General features: G+C 48.0%; 8 protein-coding genes. 7 read left to right on the forward strand and 1 reads right to left on the reverse strand.

What is annotated here, in order from left to right:
• Positions 1-134: 134 nt before the first annotated feature.
• The gene (gene tnpA / locus LKE08_RS27605; protein WP_324707519.1) at positions 135-578 is read left to right on the forward strand and encodes an IS200/IS605 family transposase; all 444 of its coding nucleotides are present in this window, start codon (positions 135-137) and stop codon (positions 576-578) included.
• Positions 579-1008: 430 nt separating this feature from the next.
• On the opposite strand, the gene LKE08_RS27610 is transcribed toward tnpA, so the two are convergent.
• Positions 1009-1581 carry a TetR/AcrR family transcriptional regulator gene (locus LKE08_RS27610; RefSeq protein ID WP_324707513.1) on the reverse strand — a complete coding sequence of 191 codons (573 nt, stop codon included), beginning with the start codon at positions 1579-1581 and terminating at the stop codon, positions 1009-1011.
• A 155-nt stretch (positions 1582-1736) separates the two neighbouring features.
• Here LKE08_RS27610 and LKE08_RS27615 point away from each other — a divergent pair, with 155 nt between their 5' ends.
• The 6 genes from LKE08_RS27615 (at position 1737) to LKE08_RS27640 (ending at position 18121) form a co-directional block, all read left to right on the forward strand.
• On the forward strand, positions 1737-2075 hold the full coding sequence (locus tag LKE08_RS27615; RefSeq protein WP_324707514.1) for a P-II family nitrogen regulator: 339 nt from the start codon (positions 1737-1739) through the stop codon (positions 2073-2075).
• 65 nt (positions 2076-2140) lie between these two features.
• Entirely contained in the window at positions 2141-3064 is a 924-nt protein-coding gene (locus LKE08_RS27620) for a DMT family transporter (protein ID WP_324707515.1), read from the forward strand.
• Positions 3065-3215: 151 nt separating this feature from the next.
• A complete protein-coding gene (locus LKE08_RS27625) occupies positions 3216-6692 on the forward strand; it encodes an AAA-like domain-containing protein (protein WP_324707516.1) in 3477 nt (1158 codons plus the stop codon).
• A 589-nt stretch (positions 6693-7281) separates the two neighbouring features.
• Positions 7282-14862 carry a LamG-like jellyroll fold domain-containing protein gene (locus LKE08_RS27630; protein WP_324707517.1) on the forward strand — a complete coding sequence of 2527 codons (7581 nt, stop codon included), beginning with the start codon at positions 7282-7284 and terminating at the stop codon, positions 14860-14862.
• Between the two features lie 393 nt (positions 14863-15255).
• Positions 15256-16716 carry an apolipoprotein N-acyltransferase gene (gene lnt, locus LKE08_RS27635; protein ID WP_324707520.1) on the forward strand — a complete coding sequence of 487 codons (1461 nt, stop codon included), beginning with the start codon at positions 15256-15258 and terminating at the stop codon, positions 16714-16716.
• Between the two features lie 148 nt (positions 16717-16864).
• A complete protein-coding gene (locus LKE08_RS27640; protein WP_324707518.1) occupies positions 16865-18121 on the forward strand; it encodes a type IV pilus twitching motility protein PilT in 1257 nt (418 codons plus the stop codon).
• The last annotated feature ends 189 nt before the right edge of the window (positions 18122-18310 follow it).

The raw sequence follows: 18310 nt of genomic DNA on the forward strand, positions 1-18310 counted from the left end.
TCGGATCGATTTCCTGAACGGGTCGATTGACCAAACCGGTTGTCCCCACCGAAAGCCTTGAAATCAATTTCAAGGCTAACAGCACAAGTCATCTCAAGATGACTGAATTGAATATTTACCAGGGTGTAAAAATTATGGCATTATGGAGAACTTATTATCATATTATTTGGGCGACAAAAGAAAGACAATCATTGATTGTACCCCAATTGGAGAAATCTGTATATCAATACATGGTCGGCAAATCTGATTCCATGAGATGCATCGTTCACGCAATTGGCGGAACTGAAAATCACATTCATCTCATTGTTTCTATTCCTCCAACTTTATCGATCGCCGACTTCGTTCAAAAAATCAAAGGCAGTAGCAGTTATTATATAAATCAAGAATTAACCCCCCATCAAAATTTCAAGTGGCAACGTGGCTACGGAATCTTTTCCTTGGGTGGTAAGCAACTAGAAAAGGCGGTCAACTACGTTTTAAATCAAAAGCAACATCATTCAGATGGAACAATCTTGCCGGCTCTAGAAGAAGATACTAATGAAGATGACCCGCCCCCAAAATATCAGGTCAATCATTGATAAAAAACTGGCAATCAATTTTAATCCTCTTCAGAGGATTTATGCTATTAGCTTGGGAATGGATTCCCAAGCGGGTTCGTCGTCCCCACCGAAAGCCTTGAAATCAATTTCAAGGCTAACAGCACAAGTCATCTCAAGATGACTGAATAAACGTTAGTTGATCTTCAATCCTCTTGAGAGGATTTATGCTATTAGCTTGGGAATTGATTCCCAAGCGGGTTCTAAATAAACGTTAATTCATCTTCAATCCTCTTGAGAGGATTTCTGCTATTAGCTTGGGAATTGATTTCCAAGCGGGTTCATCGACAAAATCGTAAGTAATTATGCCGTCATTTTTTGAATTTACGTTCCATAAATAGCCCGAAACGACCCCCAAATTCGGGGCAGTTTGGGTTCCGAATCGGCTCATATCAGAATGAACGGTCAAGTATTAGTCGAGGGCGGACACCGCGACCCGGACGATTCCCCCCAGGTATTGGGGATCGGGGTGGATTTTGGAGGTGACGCGCAAACCCTGCATACAGCACAGCAGGAAGCTGGCGAGGGCGCTGATATCGCGATCGCCGCCCACTTCTCCCTTTTCCTGAGCCCGCTTCAGAGCCACATAAAAGGCCCGTTCGAGCCGCTTCAGGTTGCCGGAAATGCGTCTGGCGGTATCCGGGTCGTGGGGACACAGTTCGACGACGGTGTTGGTGATCAGGCAACCCCGCCGATCTTGCACGCCGTCGGCGACGCCCTCGAACAGGGCGACGATCGCCGGTTTGGAGGCTTCGGGGGCTTCCAGGCTGGCGATCACGCCTTTCGCGACCGTTTCGTCGTAGTGGGCGATCGCTTCCAAAAACAGGGAGCGCTTGTCCCCGAACGTATCGTAGAGGCTGCCCCGGTTGATCCCCATACTCTTGACGAGATCCTGGATGGACGTGCCTTCATAGCCCTGATGCCAGAAGGTATCCATCGCCTTGGACAGAACCACTTCCCGATCGAATTCCTTGTGTCTTGCCATGAATTTACTTAAATCAATCCTTCGCCTCTCAGATTTTAGGATAACATTTTTGGAATAACTGGTTAGTTATTGGTTCCCGGAGACTCGATCGGGCTTCGATTCGCAGTTGGGTCCCGAAATCTGTAATTCTAGATACAGAAAATTGAGGAAATCCGATGAAAAAAATTGAAGCCACGATCCGGCCGTCCAAATTCGACGAGGTGATGGAGTCGCTGATCGAAGCCGGGGCGCGCGGGATGACGGTATCGGAAATTCGCGGCTACGGGAGGCACAAGGATCGCGTCGAGTTGTATCGGGGGGTAAAACACGCGATCGAGTTTCAGGCGAGATTGAAATTGGAAATTCTGGTGGAAGACGAGATCTGTTCGGAAATGATCGAACATCTGATTTTAGCGGCTCAAACGGGTGCGATCGGGGACGGCAAGATTTTCGTCAGTCCCAGCGAACAAGTCCTGCGAATTCGGACTGGGGAAGTCAACCAGGAAGCGTTGTAGAAATCCATTGGGGAGATTTTTTATCTCCCCCATCCCACGAACGAGGTACGATTGAAAGTCATTTTATGAAAACGGAAACTCTGAAAACGGCGGTTCTGCCATTGATCGCCAGTTTGCTGCTGGCGGGTGCGTTTATTGCCGGCAAATTCGCCACCGCCGATCTGAGTCCACTGGTGACATCTTGGCTGCGGTTCGCGATCGCGCTGGGGTTCCTCAGCGGCTTGGCGATCGCCTCCAAACCGTCCGCGTTTCGGGTGGCGCGATCGGATTTATTTTACCTGGTGCTGTTGGGGGTTTTCGGAATTGTCGGCTACCACTATTTTTTCTTTGCCAGCCTCCAATATACCACCGTCGGCAACACAGCGATCATCAAAGCTACCAATCCGGCGATCACGGCATTCTTCGCCGCGATCGCCCTGGGGGAAAAACTGACACCGAAAAATTATTGGGGCGGGGTTTTTGCCTTTGCGGGGGTAATTACGCTGTTAACCGGAGGTCGCTTACAAAACTTGTTACATTGGCAGTTCAATCGGGGCGACGGGTTGATGCTGATGGCGGTTTTTTGTTGGATGGTTTATTCTCTGTTGCTGAAAGTCCTGTCGTCAAAATATTCGGTATTTACGTTGACATATTATGCCATTTTATTTGGGGTAATTTTATTATCCGTTTTGACATTGAGAGAGGGCGCGATCGCCCAAATCAAAAATATGTCTTGGCAGTCAACCCTATCTGTTTTTTATATGGGAATCGGCGCGTCCGGTATCGGCTACCTCCAATACAGCCGCAGCGTCGCCCAGATCGGCCCCACCCGGACGGCGAGTTTTGTGGATAGTTTCGTTCCGATTTTCGTTTCAATTCTGGCGTTAATTTTTTTCCGAGAAGCGATGACGCCGGCGATGGTCGGGAGTGCGATCGCAATCGTTTTTGGGATAAATTTTATGCTGGCATCCGGGGCGGAAAATGATGGCTCCAAAAAACGGATTTTTTGATCGAAAGAATAGATGTGAATCAGCCCGACCTGATCGGAGCTGAATGCGGTCGGTATGGGCTGGGGCTAAATGTCGGTTAACGCCCCATCTCAGTCGTCAAAAATTATGATAACATAGAATCAGTAAATTGAGTTATTATCGATCTGAAAAGATGGGAAATCGTAATCCCTACCAAGTTGGGGGAAGCCTTTCTGAACGAGATACGACTTACGTCTACAGACGGGCAGATCGAGCGCTCTACGATGCCTTGTTGGCGGGAGAGTTTTGCTACGTTTTCAACGCCAGACAAATGGGAAAATCCAGTTTGCGGGTAAGAATCCAGCAGCAGTTAAAGGGACAGGGGTATCGCTGCATCTATCTCGACATGACTCAATTTGGCAGCGAAAATGTGAGCTATAATCAGTGGTACAAGGGACTCATGTTTGTGCTTTTGAGAAGAAGTAATTTATCCCAAAAAATTTCCTTCAAAGAACGTTTAAAACAATGGAATGATTTGCCAATCATACAGCAATTAGGCTTGTTTATAGACGAGATACTCGAACAGCTTCCGGATCAGAAAATTTTTATTTTTGTCGATGAAATTGACAGTATCTTGAGCTTGCCATTCCCCGTCAACGATTTTTTTGCCCTGATTCGCCTCTGCCACGAGTTGCGCCCCTATCAGACGAATTATCGGCGGTTGACTTGGGCTTTATTTGGAGTGGCAACCCCGTCCGATCTGATCCGCGATCGCACCCGCACCCCCTTCAATATCGGCCGGGCGATCGAGTTGCAAGACTTTCAGTTTGAAGAAGCGCAAGTCCTGCTGCAACACTTGCCCAAAAACATTCGGGATTCCCGATCGCTCCTGCGGGCAATTTTAGACTGGACGGGGGGGCAACCCTTGTTGACACAAAAACTCTGCCAATACGTCACTTGGCAGCTTTCAGAATCGACCGAATTTCATCCCACAAATGAATCGAAACTGGTCGCAGAAATTGTCGAAAACCAGATCCTAGAAGATTGGGAATCTCAAGACAATCCCGAACACCTTCGCACCATCCGAAATCGCCTCCTTTACGACGACAGACGGGCGGGAAAGCTGCTGGGATTGTATCAGAAAATTATCGAACAAGATGGCATCATCAGCGACAACAGTCCCGAACAAACCGAATTGCTGCTGTCCGGATTGGTCGCCAGGAGGGGAGGCAAACTACAGGTCAAAAATCGGATTTATCAAACCATCTTCAATGAGGGCTGGATACGGGAACAACTCGACAAACTTCGCCCCTACTCCCAAGCCTTAAATGGGTGGGTCGCCTCCAATTTTAACGATGATTCTTGGCTGTTGAGGGGATACGCGCTGCAAGAAATGCTGCTGTGGGGAGAAAATCAAAGCCTCGGAGATTTGGACTACCGTTTCCTCGCCGCCAGCCAAACTTTAGACCGGAAAGAAAGCGTCGCAAAAGCGGAAAATGCCCGCTTAAAAGAAGTCGAAGCCCGCCTGGAAAGCGAACGCGATCGCAACGAAGAACAACGGCGCAGTTTGCAGCGGCAGCGCATCTTATTGGCGGGGGTGAGCATCGCACTGGCGATCGCCACCGGATTGGGTCTTTTTGCCCGCGGCCAATATCGCCTCGCCTCCCTGCGGGAAACCGAAGCCGTCGTCCGCACCTCGGAAGCGCTCTACGCCTCCAATCAACCGTTTGAAGCGTTATTGGAAGCCATTCGCAGCCAACAACAACTCGACCGCTGGCGACGGGTGAACCCCGCTTTGCAAACCCAAGCCGACGGGATTTTAGAACGGATCATTTTAAATATTCATCAGCGCAACCGCTTGGACGGCCACGAGGCGGCGGTGATGACCGTCGATATCAGTCCCGACGGGAAAATTATCGCCACTGCGGGAGTCGATATGACTGTCAAATTGTGGGATCAAGCCGGAACGGTGCTCACGACTTTAGAGGGGCATTCTGCCACCATTCGAGTCGTCAAATTTACCCCCGACGGCCAATTTATTGTCTCGGCGGGAGATGACGGAAACATTAAAATATGGACGTTCTCCGGCCAGTTGAAACGCACGATCGCGACGGAATTGGATGGGGTCTGGGATGTCGATTTTAGCCCGGACGGACAAACTTTGGTGGCGGTCGGCAGCCTCAATGCGGCGGAATTTTGGCGACCGGACGGGACTCTGGTGGAGCGGCGGACGTTTCCGACATCGGGGGCCTATTCCGTGGCTTACAGTCCCGACGGCGATCGGGTGGCGATCGGCAGAAATGACGCCAAAATTACCCTCTGGTATTTGAATCAAGGGCGGGAACAAACCCTCGAAGGACATGGGGCGGGAATTTTTGCCCTCGCCTTCAGCCCCGACGGAGAACGACTGATCAGCGGCAGCCAAGATCAAACCATCAAAGTTTGGCAAAAAGATGGCAAATTGCTCGACACTTTGACCCATCACGGGGCGGGAATTTTGGATGTTGACTTTAGCTCGGACGGACAAACCTTCGTCGCCAGCAGCTACGACAAAACCATTTCATTGTGGACTCGCAACGGGATTTTATTGAATACCTTGAAAGGACATAAAGCAGCCATTTTTGGGGTGGTTTTCAGTCCCGAATGCCAGACGATAGCTTCGGCAGGGGCGGACAATACAACCCTCCTCTGGCAACACAAAAATCCCTTTTATCAAGCCTTGAACGGTCTGGGGGGATTGGCGATGGGTGCCGTTTACAGCCACGACGGTCAAACCTTCGTGACGACGGGCGAAAAAGATAATTTGCTCTTCCTTTCACTCCCCGACTTGACCTTGAAATCGATCGCCGCCCAACAATTCGGTATCGTCGGTTTATCTCTCCATCCGACCGCAAATCAGATGTTATCCACCGGGGGAGATAAAATGATCAAAATTCGCCGGCTAGATGGAACCGTTTTGCGGGCGATCGGCGACCATGATGGGGTGGTGATGGGGGCCGATTGGCGTCCGACGGGGGACGAAATTGTATCGGCGACGGCTTCCGGCCATATTTATCGCTGGAATTCCGAAGGAATATTGCTCAACCGTTGGCTGGGTCATTCGGCCCCGATTTGGGATATTACTTACAGTCCCGACGGCCGTCAATTTGCCACGGCCGGCAATGATGGGACGGTGAAACTGTGGAGTCGCGAGGGAAATTTGTTGCACGTCCTCGACCACGATTTGGCAGTGTGGCGAGTGGCGTTCAGTTCCGACGGAGAATATCTGATTTCCGGGAGTGGAGATAAAACGGCGAAAATTTGGCGAAAAGACGGGACATTGATCGCGACTTTAAAAGGGCATCAAGCGGCGGTTTGGGGGGTGGCGTTCAGCCCCGATCGCCCGATTGTCGCCACTTCTAGCATCGATGAAACGGTCAAACTTTGGACGATGGATGGAGAATTGTTGACCACTCTCAAAGGTCATACGTCGGGGATTCGCAGCCTCGTCTTCCGCCCCGATGGAAAAGTGTTGGCTTCGGCCGGAGATGATAAAGCCGTTTACTTTTGGAATGTCCCCGAAATTTTGCAACTGCAACCGTTGGATTACGCTTGCGATTGGGTGGGGGATTACCTGCGGACGAACCCCCGCGTCACGGACTGGGAACGAAACCTGTGTCGATCGCATTGATTCAATTTGTACCCGAATTGCCTCGATTTCCCACTGCCAGAATCTCAAAGAATGTGATAGATTGCAATTGAATCGATCATCGAATATTCAAGTCGGGCTCATCCGAACCGCAGCCTCGGAAGTCTCCGACCGCTGAAATCCAGTGATGGCAGAGGATTTGGGCTGCATAAGATTTTTGCGATCGGCTCTAAACCTATACCAATCAGGTTAAGAAATATTAAGTCAGATATTTGGTCAGAAAGGTCAGATATTTGGTCAGAAAGGTCAGATACTTGGTCAGAAAGGTCAGATATTTGGTCAGAAAGGTCAGATACTTGGTCAGAAAAGCGATCGTCCTAATCCAATCCAACCCATCCAACCTTGACAGACAAAAAACCGAATGATACGATCACTAATCATTGATATATATGATATTTTTCCTGGGACAACTGAGGTTGGGATGCCGAAGAGACAATCATAGAAAAATCATGGTTTCAGGTTGATGTCAATTCTTATATTGACTCACCCATTGTCATCTTCATCTCTCGTACCAGAGGAGTATGATCCCATCAAAATTTTCATCAATTCACGCCAGTTAGGTTGGGTTCCCATGTTACTGAAAGCAGAGCAAATTCAATACATCAACAGCATCACCCACGCCGGTAAAGTCGTTCTGTTCGGGACAGATAGCCAGGGCAAAGTCTGGTACACAATCAAACAAGATGGCTTTGAAGACAGTTACCTCAACACCCCTCTCCATGAGCGAACCGGGTGGGAAGATTGGCAAGAATTAGATTTTCCCAATGAAGCAGAAGATGATGCTTCGGTCGTAGAAAAGGAAACAAAAAAATATACTTATCAAGATAACCCCTCCGAGTTTATTTTACGCTCTTGGTATCGCACCCAGGATCAAAGTGCAGTTGCCCCCGTGCAATTGGTCTCGGGAATGGAACATCTTTATGTGTTCCGGCAATCCAAACAGAATACTTTATTGTGCGATCGCTACGTTTTAGATGGTATTGCTAATCAATTAGTCCGCAAACTGCAAGTCCGTTTCAAGCGCAGCGGACAACGGTTTAAAGCCAGCGATAAAATGCGACAAACGACTGGCGGGTTGAAAAATGTTGACTCTCTAGATTATCGTGATGCCAATGAAATACCTTTCTACGAACCGACCACAGAATTAACCTTCATTAGTAACCTTCATAAAGGTTGGTTTTCCATCGTCCAGTTGCCCACAGTAGAACACGCCAAACATCGCTGGAATATTTTTGCTTACAATAGTCAAACCCAAAAAATAGACCTTTACTCCCTACGAGTCTCTGAAGAAGGTTTGTTTGCGCTTCACGATTACAACATATTTGAACCCAAATCAGAAGACGATCCTACTCTAATTCCTAAAAATATTCCGGGAATTATTAAACGTACCTTAGACTTAAATGTGCAAGTAGGCAACGGCATTAGTGCCACGAAATACTATGTACAAGTTGCCCGTGAAACCGACGCCGGGCAACAACTCATGCGGGATGCCACCAAAGTCATGTTGGGAATTGTGACAACAGATCGTACTGTGGCAGCAATTAGTTTCGCAGCTTTGGGCGATGGAACATTATCCAAAATTCAAGAAACCGGCAATCCCCAAATTCTCCGCAACAATATTCGTGAAGTATTACTTCCCCTCAATAGTTTAGATAACATAAAAGCGATCGGTATTGTCGAACCGCCACCGGAAGGAACAATTGCCGCTTTAAATCGAACCATTACTGATGGAATTCCTAACGTTAAAGTCACTTCAGCCAAAGCGTCTGTGCTGAAAAACGGAGATGAATTGCTCGTTACCGGAACAGCTTCCTATGATGGACATTACACCATTACCAAAATAGATGAAACCAGCTTTGAAATTGATGCCCCTTGGGTAGAAAATAGTAATCCGAGCAGCGAATTAGGAACCTGGCAAGTCGTACCCCCCGAACAACAAGCGGTAATCTTTGATGGTTTAATTACGGGTTATGAAATTACTCCCGAAGGAAAACTTCGGGTGACAGCCGAAAATCATGGCTTAGAAAATGGGGATGAAGTTCAGATTTTTGATACCGTCAGTTACGATGGAACTTATCCAATTACCAAAGTTGACGAACAGAATTTCACCATTAACGATCTTCGGTGGCAAATTGGAGAAGCCGTTAACCTCAAACTCAAATCCTTAAAACGACGGGGAATCGTTTTTGATGGAGCCGGTGATTATATTGATTGTGGAACCAATATAAATGTAGCCCAGAAGAGTTTTACGATTGAATTGTGGGCCAAACGGCATTCAATCGGCCGTCAACAATTTTTAATCGGACAAGGAGAAGCACAACCCAACCAAGCACTGTCAATTGGTTTCCGTAGTAGCGACCAATTTTTTATGGCGTTTTGGGAAAATGCCATTGACACTCCAAGCGTTTATCGAGATAACGAGTGGCATCATTATGCTTGTAGCTACAACAGCGAAACCAAAACCCAAGCAATTTACTGTGATGGAAAATTAGTGGTATCCCGTATCTCCACTTCCGATAGCTTTGCACAAGGGAATTTCTATATTGGTTGCAAGTTTGATACCACCAGTGAATTTAATGGCAGCATTGCTGATGTTCGGATTTGGAAAGTTGCTCGTACAGGACAAGACATTAAAAATAGTATGTACCTGCAACTCACGGGGCTAGAAACTGATTTAATTGGCTACTGGCGATTGGGAGGAATTGCCGTTGGTGAAGATGAGCAACGCAAAGTCATTGATTTCTCCGTAAATAGCAACGATGGCATTGTTTATGGAAATGCCTATGTTGGGGAAATGACGCTCACTCGTAACTTGGGAGACGGTATTACCCCGGCGGTGAAATTCACCAATGAGGATTTAGTAGCAGTTAGTCAACGGGCTACCTATGTTGAGGAATTTGAGTTTAAGGTCAATCCGATTCTAGATGTTAACAATGCTGACGGTAATGGGAATAAAATTCTCCAACTGTCTTATTGGGGTCAAACCAGTCGTCAAGCTAAGGATCGAATCAGTATTGCGAGCCAGCAAAATGAATTTGAAGACTTGGGAAATGGTTGGTATCGTGCCACAGCTCGCTTTACCATTCCCGATGGTGTAGCCCTATTGCGAACTTTTGAAATTGCCGAGGTCGTGGGAACGTGGGAGAGCTTAGACATCCGCAAGCATCGCCTACGTTTGATTTCTGATACGATTACAGAAGCTACATTTAAGGATAGTGTCAGTCTCAGTTCAATCGGATTAGAAGATCGGCAAGACTCTCAATTCCTCAAGCAACTTGCGTCTCAGGAAACTCGCCAAGGATATTTAGTTCAAGAAAAACTCCACCTAGAAGCACAGCTTGCGGCTTTAACCTCTGAAGGATTGGAACGAGAGGCAAAGATTCAGGAACTTGAAGGAACCATTAGTCAGACACAAACTCTGGTTAATAATTTACAAAATGATGTTAATTATTGGAGTACGGAAAAACAACGAGCCGATCGGTCAGTTGCTCTTTATGAGGACACTAATTATAATGATTACCGGGAATGGAGTAATAAATGGACTAAACAACTGAGCATCGGTTACTACAATAATCTCGGTTCGGTTTATGCTCAATCTAGTGACGATACTCTGGATATTAACAATGACATCGATTCCCTTAAAGTTCCATCCGGTTTGAAGGTAACCCTCTACGATGGTTATAACTGTTCGGGTAATACTTATACCTTAACAAGTAGTAATCCAAATTTAGGAGATTGGAGAAACAAAGCTTCTTCTGTCAAGATTGAAACAATTAACGGGAATACCGATAAAAATTATATTGCTAACAAGCTGGCAGAGAAACAAAATGCTTTAACTCAAGCTAAAAAAGAATTGAGCGATCTTCAAGCTGAATTGTCTCTGTTGACAGGAAGCGATCGCACCACTCAAATTCAAGCAATCCGAGACCGCTTGCAAATTCTCAATGCAGAAATTCAAGCCATTCGGGATAGTTTTGCTAGTTTAAATCAAGGAGTTCTGGATGCCATTACAAATGTTAGCCAGAGTCCCCTAACATTGCCTCAATTAAGTCAAGATGCTCAAGGATTAGTCACGCAAGGGGCGATCTTAAATTTTGTCCACTCAGTTTCTCGACTCCAGGCCATAGAAACTTGTGAAGGCAACGTTCAATTCAGCTATTTTGACAAACAAGGTAATCTGAGACAGACTCTCTATGATGCCACCTCAGATAGCCTGAATACAACCTTTGAACAATGGCTTCCTGATGGTCTGCGTTCTTGTTTGAATTTTAATAATGAAAGTAGCTTAGTTAACTTAAATTCTCCGATTTATGTAAAAGATAACTTCACCTTAGAAGCGTGGTTTGCTTATCCCTTTACTGAAGAATTACATTGGCGAGTTTTAGCAAGTTCTGAGGATGATCAACAGCAAATTGTTGTACATGAAAGTAAGCATTTAGGACTGCGCCTCAATGGTTCATTCTTTAACTGTGGTTATGATTTAACTCAGCTTTCTGTCGGTTGGCATCATTTGACAATTACCAGTAAATACGAAGCACAAACCACCAGTTTTTATATTAATGGGGAAAAAGTTGGAATAACTGAAGCCAAAATCACCAGTAATATTGGCACTTTAGGGAATGTTACCCAGTGGGATACCATCGCTCCAGCAGCGACAGAGACCAACTCAGCTTTGCAATTTGATGGCAACGATTATATTAACTGTGGTAGCAATATTAGCGTTGCCAATCGGAGTTTTACCGTTGAATTTTGGGCAAAACGGGAAGTGATTGATGGCGTACAACAACTGATAGTATCTCAATCACAACAATCAAATCCATCTCTTAACTACGGTTTTCTGATCGGTTTTCGCTCAGGTAATAATTTCTTTATGGCATTTTGGGGGAATGCGATTGATACGGATGCGAACTATACCGACAAAAACTGGCATCATTGGGCTTGCACTTACAATTACTCCAATTACCGACAAGAGATTTACTGTGACGGAGTATTAATCAAAACGCGAACCGCTGATTCTCATTGTTTAGCCAGTGGCGAATTCCGTATAGGATGCAATTTGGCACAAAGTGAAAAATACAAGGGAATTCTAGCGGAAGTCCGAGTCTGGAATAAAGCTCGCACTCAAGCTGAAATCCAAGCAGATATGAACAAAGACCTGACGGGTAGTGAGTCAGGTTTAGTGGGTTATTGGCCTTTGCGAGATGGTTCTGCTCAAGATTATTCTGCAAGTAAAAACAACGGCACAATTTATGGCAGTCCTCAAACTGTACCCTTTGAGAAAGTGCAATTACTGGTAATATCGAACCCAAACGCTTGTCACTTTGGCAAACTAGCAGAAGTTCGCTTCTGGGATATTGGGCTAAATGATCGAGAAATTGCTGTTAATAGCAAGATACTTTTAAGTGGTAACGAACCTGGATTAATGGCATACTACCCCATGAACGAAGCCACAGGGAATCAAGTGCGAGACTATTCTGGGAATAGCCGTCACGGTACAATGCAAAGGGCTTCTTGGTGGGGTTGTACTGCACCCATTGGCAATCTTGGTCATACGGTGATGCAGTTTGATGGCAAGAATGATTATGTTGCCACTAACACACCCCTGTTGAATAATTGCTCAGTTTTTACTTTGGAAGGGTGGGTAAAAGCTTTGTCCCTTGGCAATACTTCTGTAAGTCTATTCGGACAAAATGATGTGATTGAATTTGGTTTTAACAACCAGAAACAATTGATGGTTTGGACTCTTCAAGGAGGAACAGTAACTGCCGATACTCCCTATCCCACACACGAATGGCATCATATCACTGTAGTGGGTAATGGGAAAAATATTATCCTTTACCTCGATGGTACAGTTATCAAAATTGGTGGTGTTACAACCAGTAATTATGGTGCTTCCTCCCACCCATTTCAAATTGCGGCAGGAGTATGGTCAGGTGGTAATACACATCCCTTTTTAGGTCAATTAGCTGAAGTTCGTATTTGGAAAAAAGTTCTTACTCCCGAAGAAATCAAAGCAACCATGCACCAACGTCTGACAGGAAAAGAAGCAGGTTTGCTTGGTTACTGGCCTTTAAGTAAAATTCAACCGGAAGGTGCAAAAGTTCAAACACCTGATTTAACAGGTAATCATCCCGCTACAGTCCATGAGGCTTTAATTGTCAAAGATAATACCCTACCCATTGGAGAAGACATGGTAGTGAGTAGTGAATATGGTACTTTTGACATCAATCCCGTTACCAAACAAAAATCGGCAATGATGCGCCGAATGTTTGCCTCTCCCTGTGCTGAAGGTGTACAACTTCTCAGTGATAAACGAATTGAAACTTTGGAGTTACTTTGGATTGGCAACGCTCAATTTGCACCCACCTTGCTCGGTTACATTGAAGGTGCGCCTCCCGTGCCGAGTGAAAATATGAATATTGATGGAGATTATCAATATAATGGTGCAACTTCTGTGGAGTTAACTACGACTGAGGATGTGGAATATAGCTGGAATCGCTCTGAGGATACTGGTCTTGGTGGTAGTATAGATATCTTTATGGGAAGCTCATCTCAAACCTTTACTGGAGGGGGAGTAGGTGCAGTTACAGTAACCTCAGTTGAAGAAACTAAAGGTGGGATAGAAGGTACTCTCGATTTCAGCCATCAATGGTTGAATGAAAGTAATGTTAGTTCTGGTTCTTCTCTGGCTATGACCGATCGCTTAGAGTTGCGAGGTGCGCCAGAAGTGACTCCTAAGTTTCCCCATTATGGGAATCGTTTTATTCCTAAAAATGTGGGTTATGCTTTGGTGGTATCGAGTTTAGCCGATGTCTTTATTACTCGTCTGTCTCGTTCTAAAAAAATGGTAGGGTATGAGGTTCGTCCGGTAGAAGATATCCCCCCTGATATCAATACCATTACCTTCTTGATCAATCCGGCTTATGTGATGAATGGTTCATTAGACGGTTTAGTAGGGAGTAGTGCAGCTAATGACAAGTTTTATGGTCATGTTCCTGAAATGCGCGCTCAATATGGCTCTCTCTATCCTGCCAGTTACTTCCGTCTGATGGAGGCATATAACCTTAAACAACAGATTGAAAAGGCCGATAAAGAGCGACTCTCCTACTTTGAAAACTTTAACTCTAATCTAGTGGGTGAAGGTTCTTTAAACCGTCAAGTAGGAGAAGGAGTTCCTTTGCAGGGGATTACCTTAAATGAAGGGACAGAAACAATTGACTATTCTGGGGAAGGGTTAACCGATCGGGAAAGAGATGCTCAATTGGAACAAGAGCTAACCGAAAAAGGTGCAAACTTAAAAGATATGAAAAAGCAAGGAAAAGAGCGAAAAGAAGAAATCAGTTCTCGTATTGATGATGTAGAACAACGTAGCCATGCTTTAGAGAGTTTTGCCGCATGGCAAAAGAATATGGAAAACATCCTCATTCGCTCTGGGAAACGTAACATAGTCAATACTTATGTTTGGGATGCAGATGGTGGTTTGCGCGTGGAAGAACAAAGCTTTGCCAATACCACTGAACACACTATTGGAGGTTCATTTACCATCAGTGGAGGTTTAGGTGGTGGTGGAGATTTTAGTATCGGCAAAGTCTCTGTTGAATTAACAGCTTTGGTTACGGCTAATTTAACTCAAACGATGACTAAAACCCAAGCGAGTAGTAAGGGAATGGAGTTAAATGTGGATTTAAGCGGGATTGAAATGTTGGGAATTACGGATGAAAATGATCTCCCATTCCAACCCGGTGAAAAGGTCGATCGCTTCCGGATGATGAGCTTCTATCTGGAAGGCAGTACGGACAATTATCTCGATTTCTTCAATTATGTGGTCGATCCGGAATGGTTGGCGAGCAATGATGAAGAAGCCCGGGCTTTGCGTCAAGTGCAAGCTGGCCGCCCCAATAAAACTTGGCGGGTTTTACACCGTGTCACTTATGTGGAACGTCCCACTTTGATGGGCTTTGGTCGGGATTTGCGATCGCTCGCTGAAATTGCTAGTTTTGCTCAAGCACGGATGGCATGGTTAATTCCCGCCAATGCGACGGTATTAGAGGAGGTGAAAGCTGTACGCAACCGGGTTGAATATTTAGAGAACGAAAACGCCAAACTCCACGCCAAAATCGATCGGATTATCGACCTGTTGAATAATCAATAGAAATCGGAAATCAAAGAAAGTAGCGGTAGAGAATATCTCCGGACTTTCTGTCTCCCGGAGGAACTGAATTGCCAGTGGCCGAGGAAAATGTGGGTTGCAAATGTGCGACATCGCCGCCAAAATCCCTCGGCTTCCGGCGTTCTGAATTGAAAATCGGGATGCCCCTGGGAATCAAACGAGTGCGATCGCCCCACCCCCCTTTGGCCCGGTCAACGAGTGCGATCGCCTATAATTTTTGGATGTCGAGAATCGCCAGACCTGACTTTTCACGTCCTCCATTTTCTGATGAAACAAAAATTACCCCAACCCGTCCGTCGCCCCCCCGCCGCCTCTCCCCCGCCACCGCAACCGACAATCAAAGAAATCGCGATCGCCCTCGGGAGTGGGTTATTGATGGGGTTGACGATGGAACCTTTGGGGTGGTGGTTTCTGGCTTGGGTGGCCCTGGTGCCCCTGTGGGTTTTGCTAATCCGGCGGCGTTCCTCCGGTTGGGTGACGGGGGCTTGGGGGCTCGGCTACTACGGATTTTCCCTATTTTGGATCACCGGAATTCACCCGATGACCTGGATGGGGGTGCCCTGGCTGGCCAGTCTGGCGATCGCGATTTTCTGCTGGATCTTCATCACCCTGTGGGGAACGGCCTTAACCGTCGCCTGGGGGTGGCTGCTGCGAAAACTCGCCCCCCCACCGGGGTGGGTGCGGGTGCTGGTGGGAACGGCCCTCTGGTGCGGTCTGGAGGCGATTTGGAGTTCCGGTCCCCTGTGGTGGTCGTCCCTGGCCCTGACCCAGAGTTTCGGGAATTTGCCCGTATTGCATTTGAGTCAACTCTCCGGGCCGAGTGCGGTGGTGGCGGTTATCGTAGCCGTCAATGGCGCGATCGCGGAAATTTGGCTGGCGAAACGGAAGCGGCGGCAATTGTACTGGATTCCGTTATTGATATTTGCGATCGCCCATTTGCTGGGGTTTGGCCTGTACCTGCGCCCCCTGGCGGACGACCCCCAACTGGCGGTCCGCGTCGGCATCATCCAGGGGAACGTCCCCAACGCCATCAAGCTGAACCCGGAGGGGTGGCAGCGGGCACTCGACGGCTACACCCGGGGTTATCTGGAATTGAGCGATCGCGGGGTGGATGCGGTGCTGACCCCGGAAACGGCGCTGCCGTTCATGTGGACGCAATCGAGTCGCAATAACCTGGCATTTTACCAGGCGATTTTGCAGCGGGGAATCCCAGCCTGGGTGGGGGGATTCGGAGACGCCGCCGACGGATTCACCAACAGTTTATTTGCCATCGATGGAAACGGGGAAATGATCGGCCGCTACGACAAGGCGAATTTGGTGCCTTTGGGGGAGTTTATCCCCTTTGAAAATATCCTCGGGCGGTTGATTAATCGCCTGTCGCCGCTGGATGCGCGGTTGGTGGCGGGGGAGAAATTCCAGGTGTTTGAAACGGGGTTCGGGGAAGCGATCGCGGGCATTTGCTACGATTCGACGTTTCCCGAACATTTCCGCCACCAAACCGCGATGGGGGGAGAATTTATCCTGACGGCCTCCAACGACTCCCACTATTCGGCGACGATGTTGGCGCAACACCACGCCCAGGACGTGATGCGGGCGATCGAAAGCGATCGCTGGACGCTGCGGGCCACCAATACCGGCTATTCCGGCGTCGTCGATCCCCACGGCCGAACCCTGTGGATTTCTGGCATGAATACCTACGAACTGCACGACGAAACGATTTACCGCCGCCGCACCCGGACACTTTACGTCCGTTGGGGGGATTGGCTGGCGGTTTTATTGTTGGTTGGGGGTGCGGGAGCGGTGGGCGGCGATCGATTCAAAACTTCACACCATTAAATTTTGCAACAATTGCAGCCGGAAATCCGCCCCTTCTCCCCCCATTTTCCAACTTTCCCATCCCACCTTTGCGAGTTGAATTGATTCGGGGCTAGACTGAGAAGAGAACCTGACTCGATTGGGTATCCCTCAGTTAAGGTAGTGCGACATGACACAATCACCGCGTCCCGTTCCGCCCCGGCCCGGTGCGGGGGTCCCTCGTCCGCCCGCGCCGAAAGCACCTCGCCCGCCGGCACCGGGCGGCCAGACCAGCCCCCCATCCCAACCCGCCCAACCGGCCGCCCCCGCCGCCCCCGCCACCCCCGCCGCGGCTGTCACCCCCAGGGGTCCCGGCCCGAGTCCCGGACATCCGACCCTGCGGGAAATCGTCAAAAAAGCCGACGAAGTCGGCGCCTCCGACATTCACCTCGGCGTGAACGAACCTCCCCGATTCCGACAGCGGGGCGACATGACGCCCCAAGAGTGGCCGGAAACGGATCTCAACACGTTTATGAGTTGGCTGCGGGAGGTACTCACCGACGAGGAAATTCACCAGTTTCAGGAAAATCTCGACTTTGACGGTGCGGCTGATTTGGGGTTCGTGCGGATTCGGATCAGCATCTTCGACTCCCTCAGCGGTCCGGCGATGGTGCTGCGACTGATTGGGGCGACGATTCTGACGATGGAACAGTTGAAGTTGCCGGAGGTATTTAAAAAGATCTGTAACTACCACAAGGGGTTGATGTTGATCACCGGGCCGACGGGTTCCGGTAAATCCACCACCCTGGCGGCGATGATCGACTACATCAACAAAAATTATGCCTACCACATCATCACTATCGAAGATCCGGTGGAATTCGTCCACCAGAGTCGGAAATCCCTGATCAAACACCGGGAGGTGGGGCGACACACCTTGAAATTCTTCAACGCCTTGAAGGGGGCACTCCGACAGGACCCGGACATGATGTTGGTGGGGGAAATTCGGGACAAGGAAACGATGTCAATCGCGCTCAAGGCGGCTTCGACGGGTCACTTGGTGGCCGGGACCTTGCACACCAACAGCGCGATCAAAACCCTGACCCGGATTTTGGATATGTTCTCGGCGGAAGAACAGGAATCGATCAAAGTGTCGATTTCGGAAACCTTGGTGGCGATCATCGCCCAACTGCTGTGTAAAACTACGGATGGAAAGCGGGCGGCTTTTCACGACATTCTGATCAATACCGATGTGATCAAGGAATATATCGTCAAGAGTCAGTTTGAGGAAATCAACCAAATCATGCTCAAGGATACCTTCGAGGGCATGACGACCATGAACCGCTCCCTGTACGATCTGTATCAAGAGGGTCGGATCACGGAGGAAATTTGTCTGGAGGTGTCGCCGTTCCCCAACGAAATGAGTCAGATGCTGCGGGGTAGAGTCTAAGGAAAGTGTGAAATTTTCGCAGTTCAGCGTGAACTTTGGCGTAAAGTATTGATCAGAGGATCGGGTTGCTGATTGTAGCAACCCGATGTCTTTTCAAATCAAACTTATCACTGTCAGCACCCCCGGCTGAAGCACGGGGGCTTCGTGCCCTCCCCTTCAGGTAGCTGACCAGCTATCGCCTTAACTGGC

It is taken from the genome of Lyngbya sp. CCY1209, assembly GCF_035615495.1.
Lineage (GTDB): Bacteria > Cyanobacteriota > Cyanobacteriia > Cyanobacteriales > Microcoleaceae > Limnospira.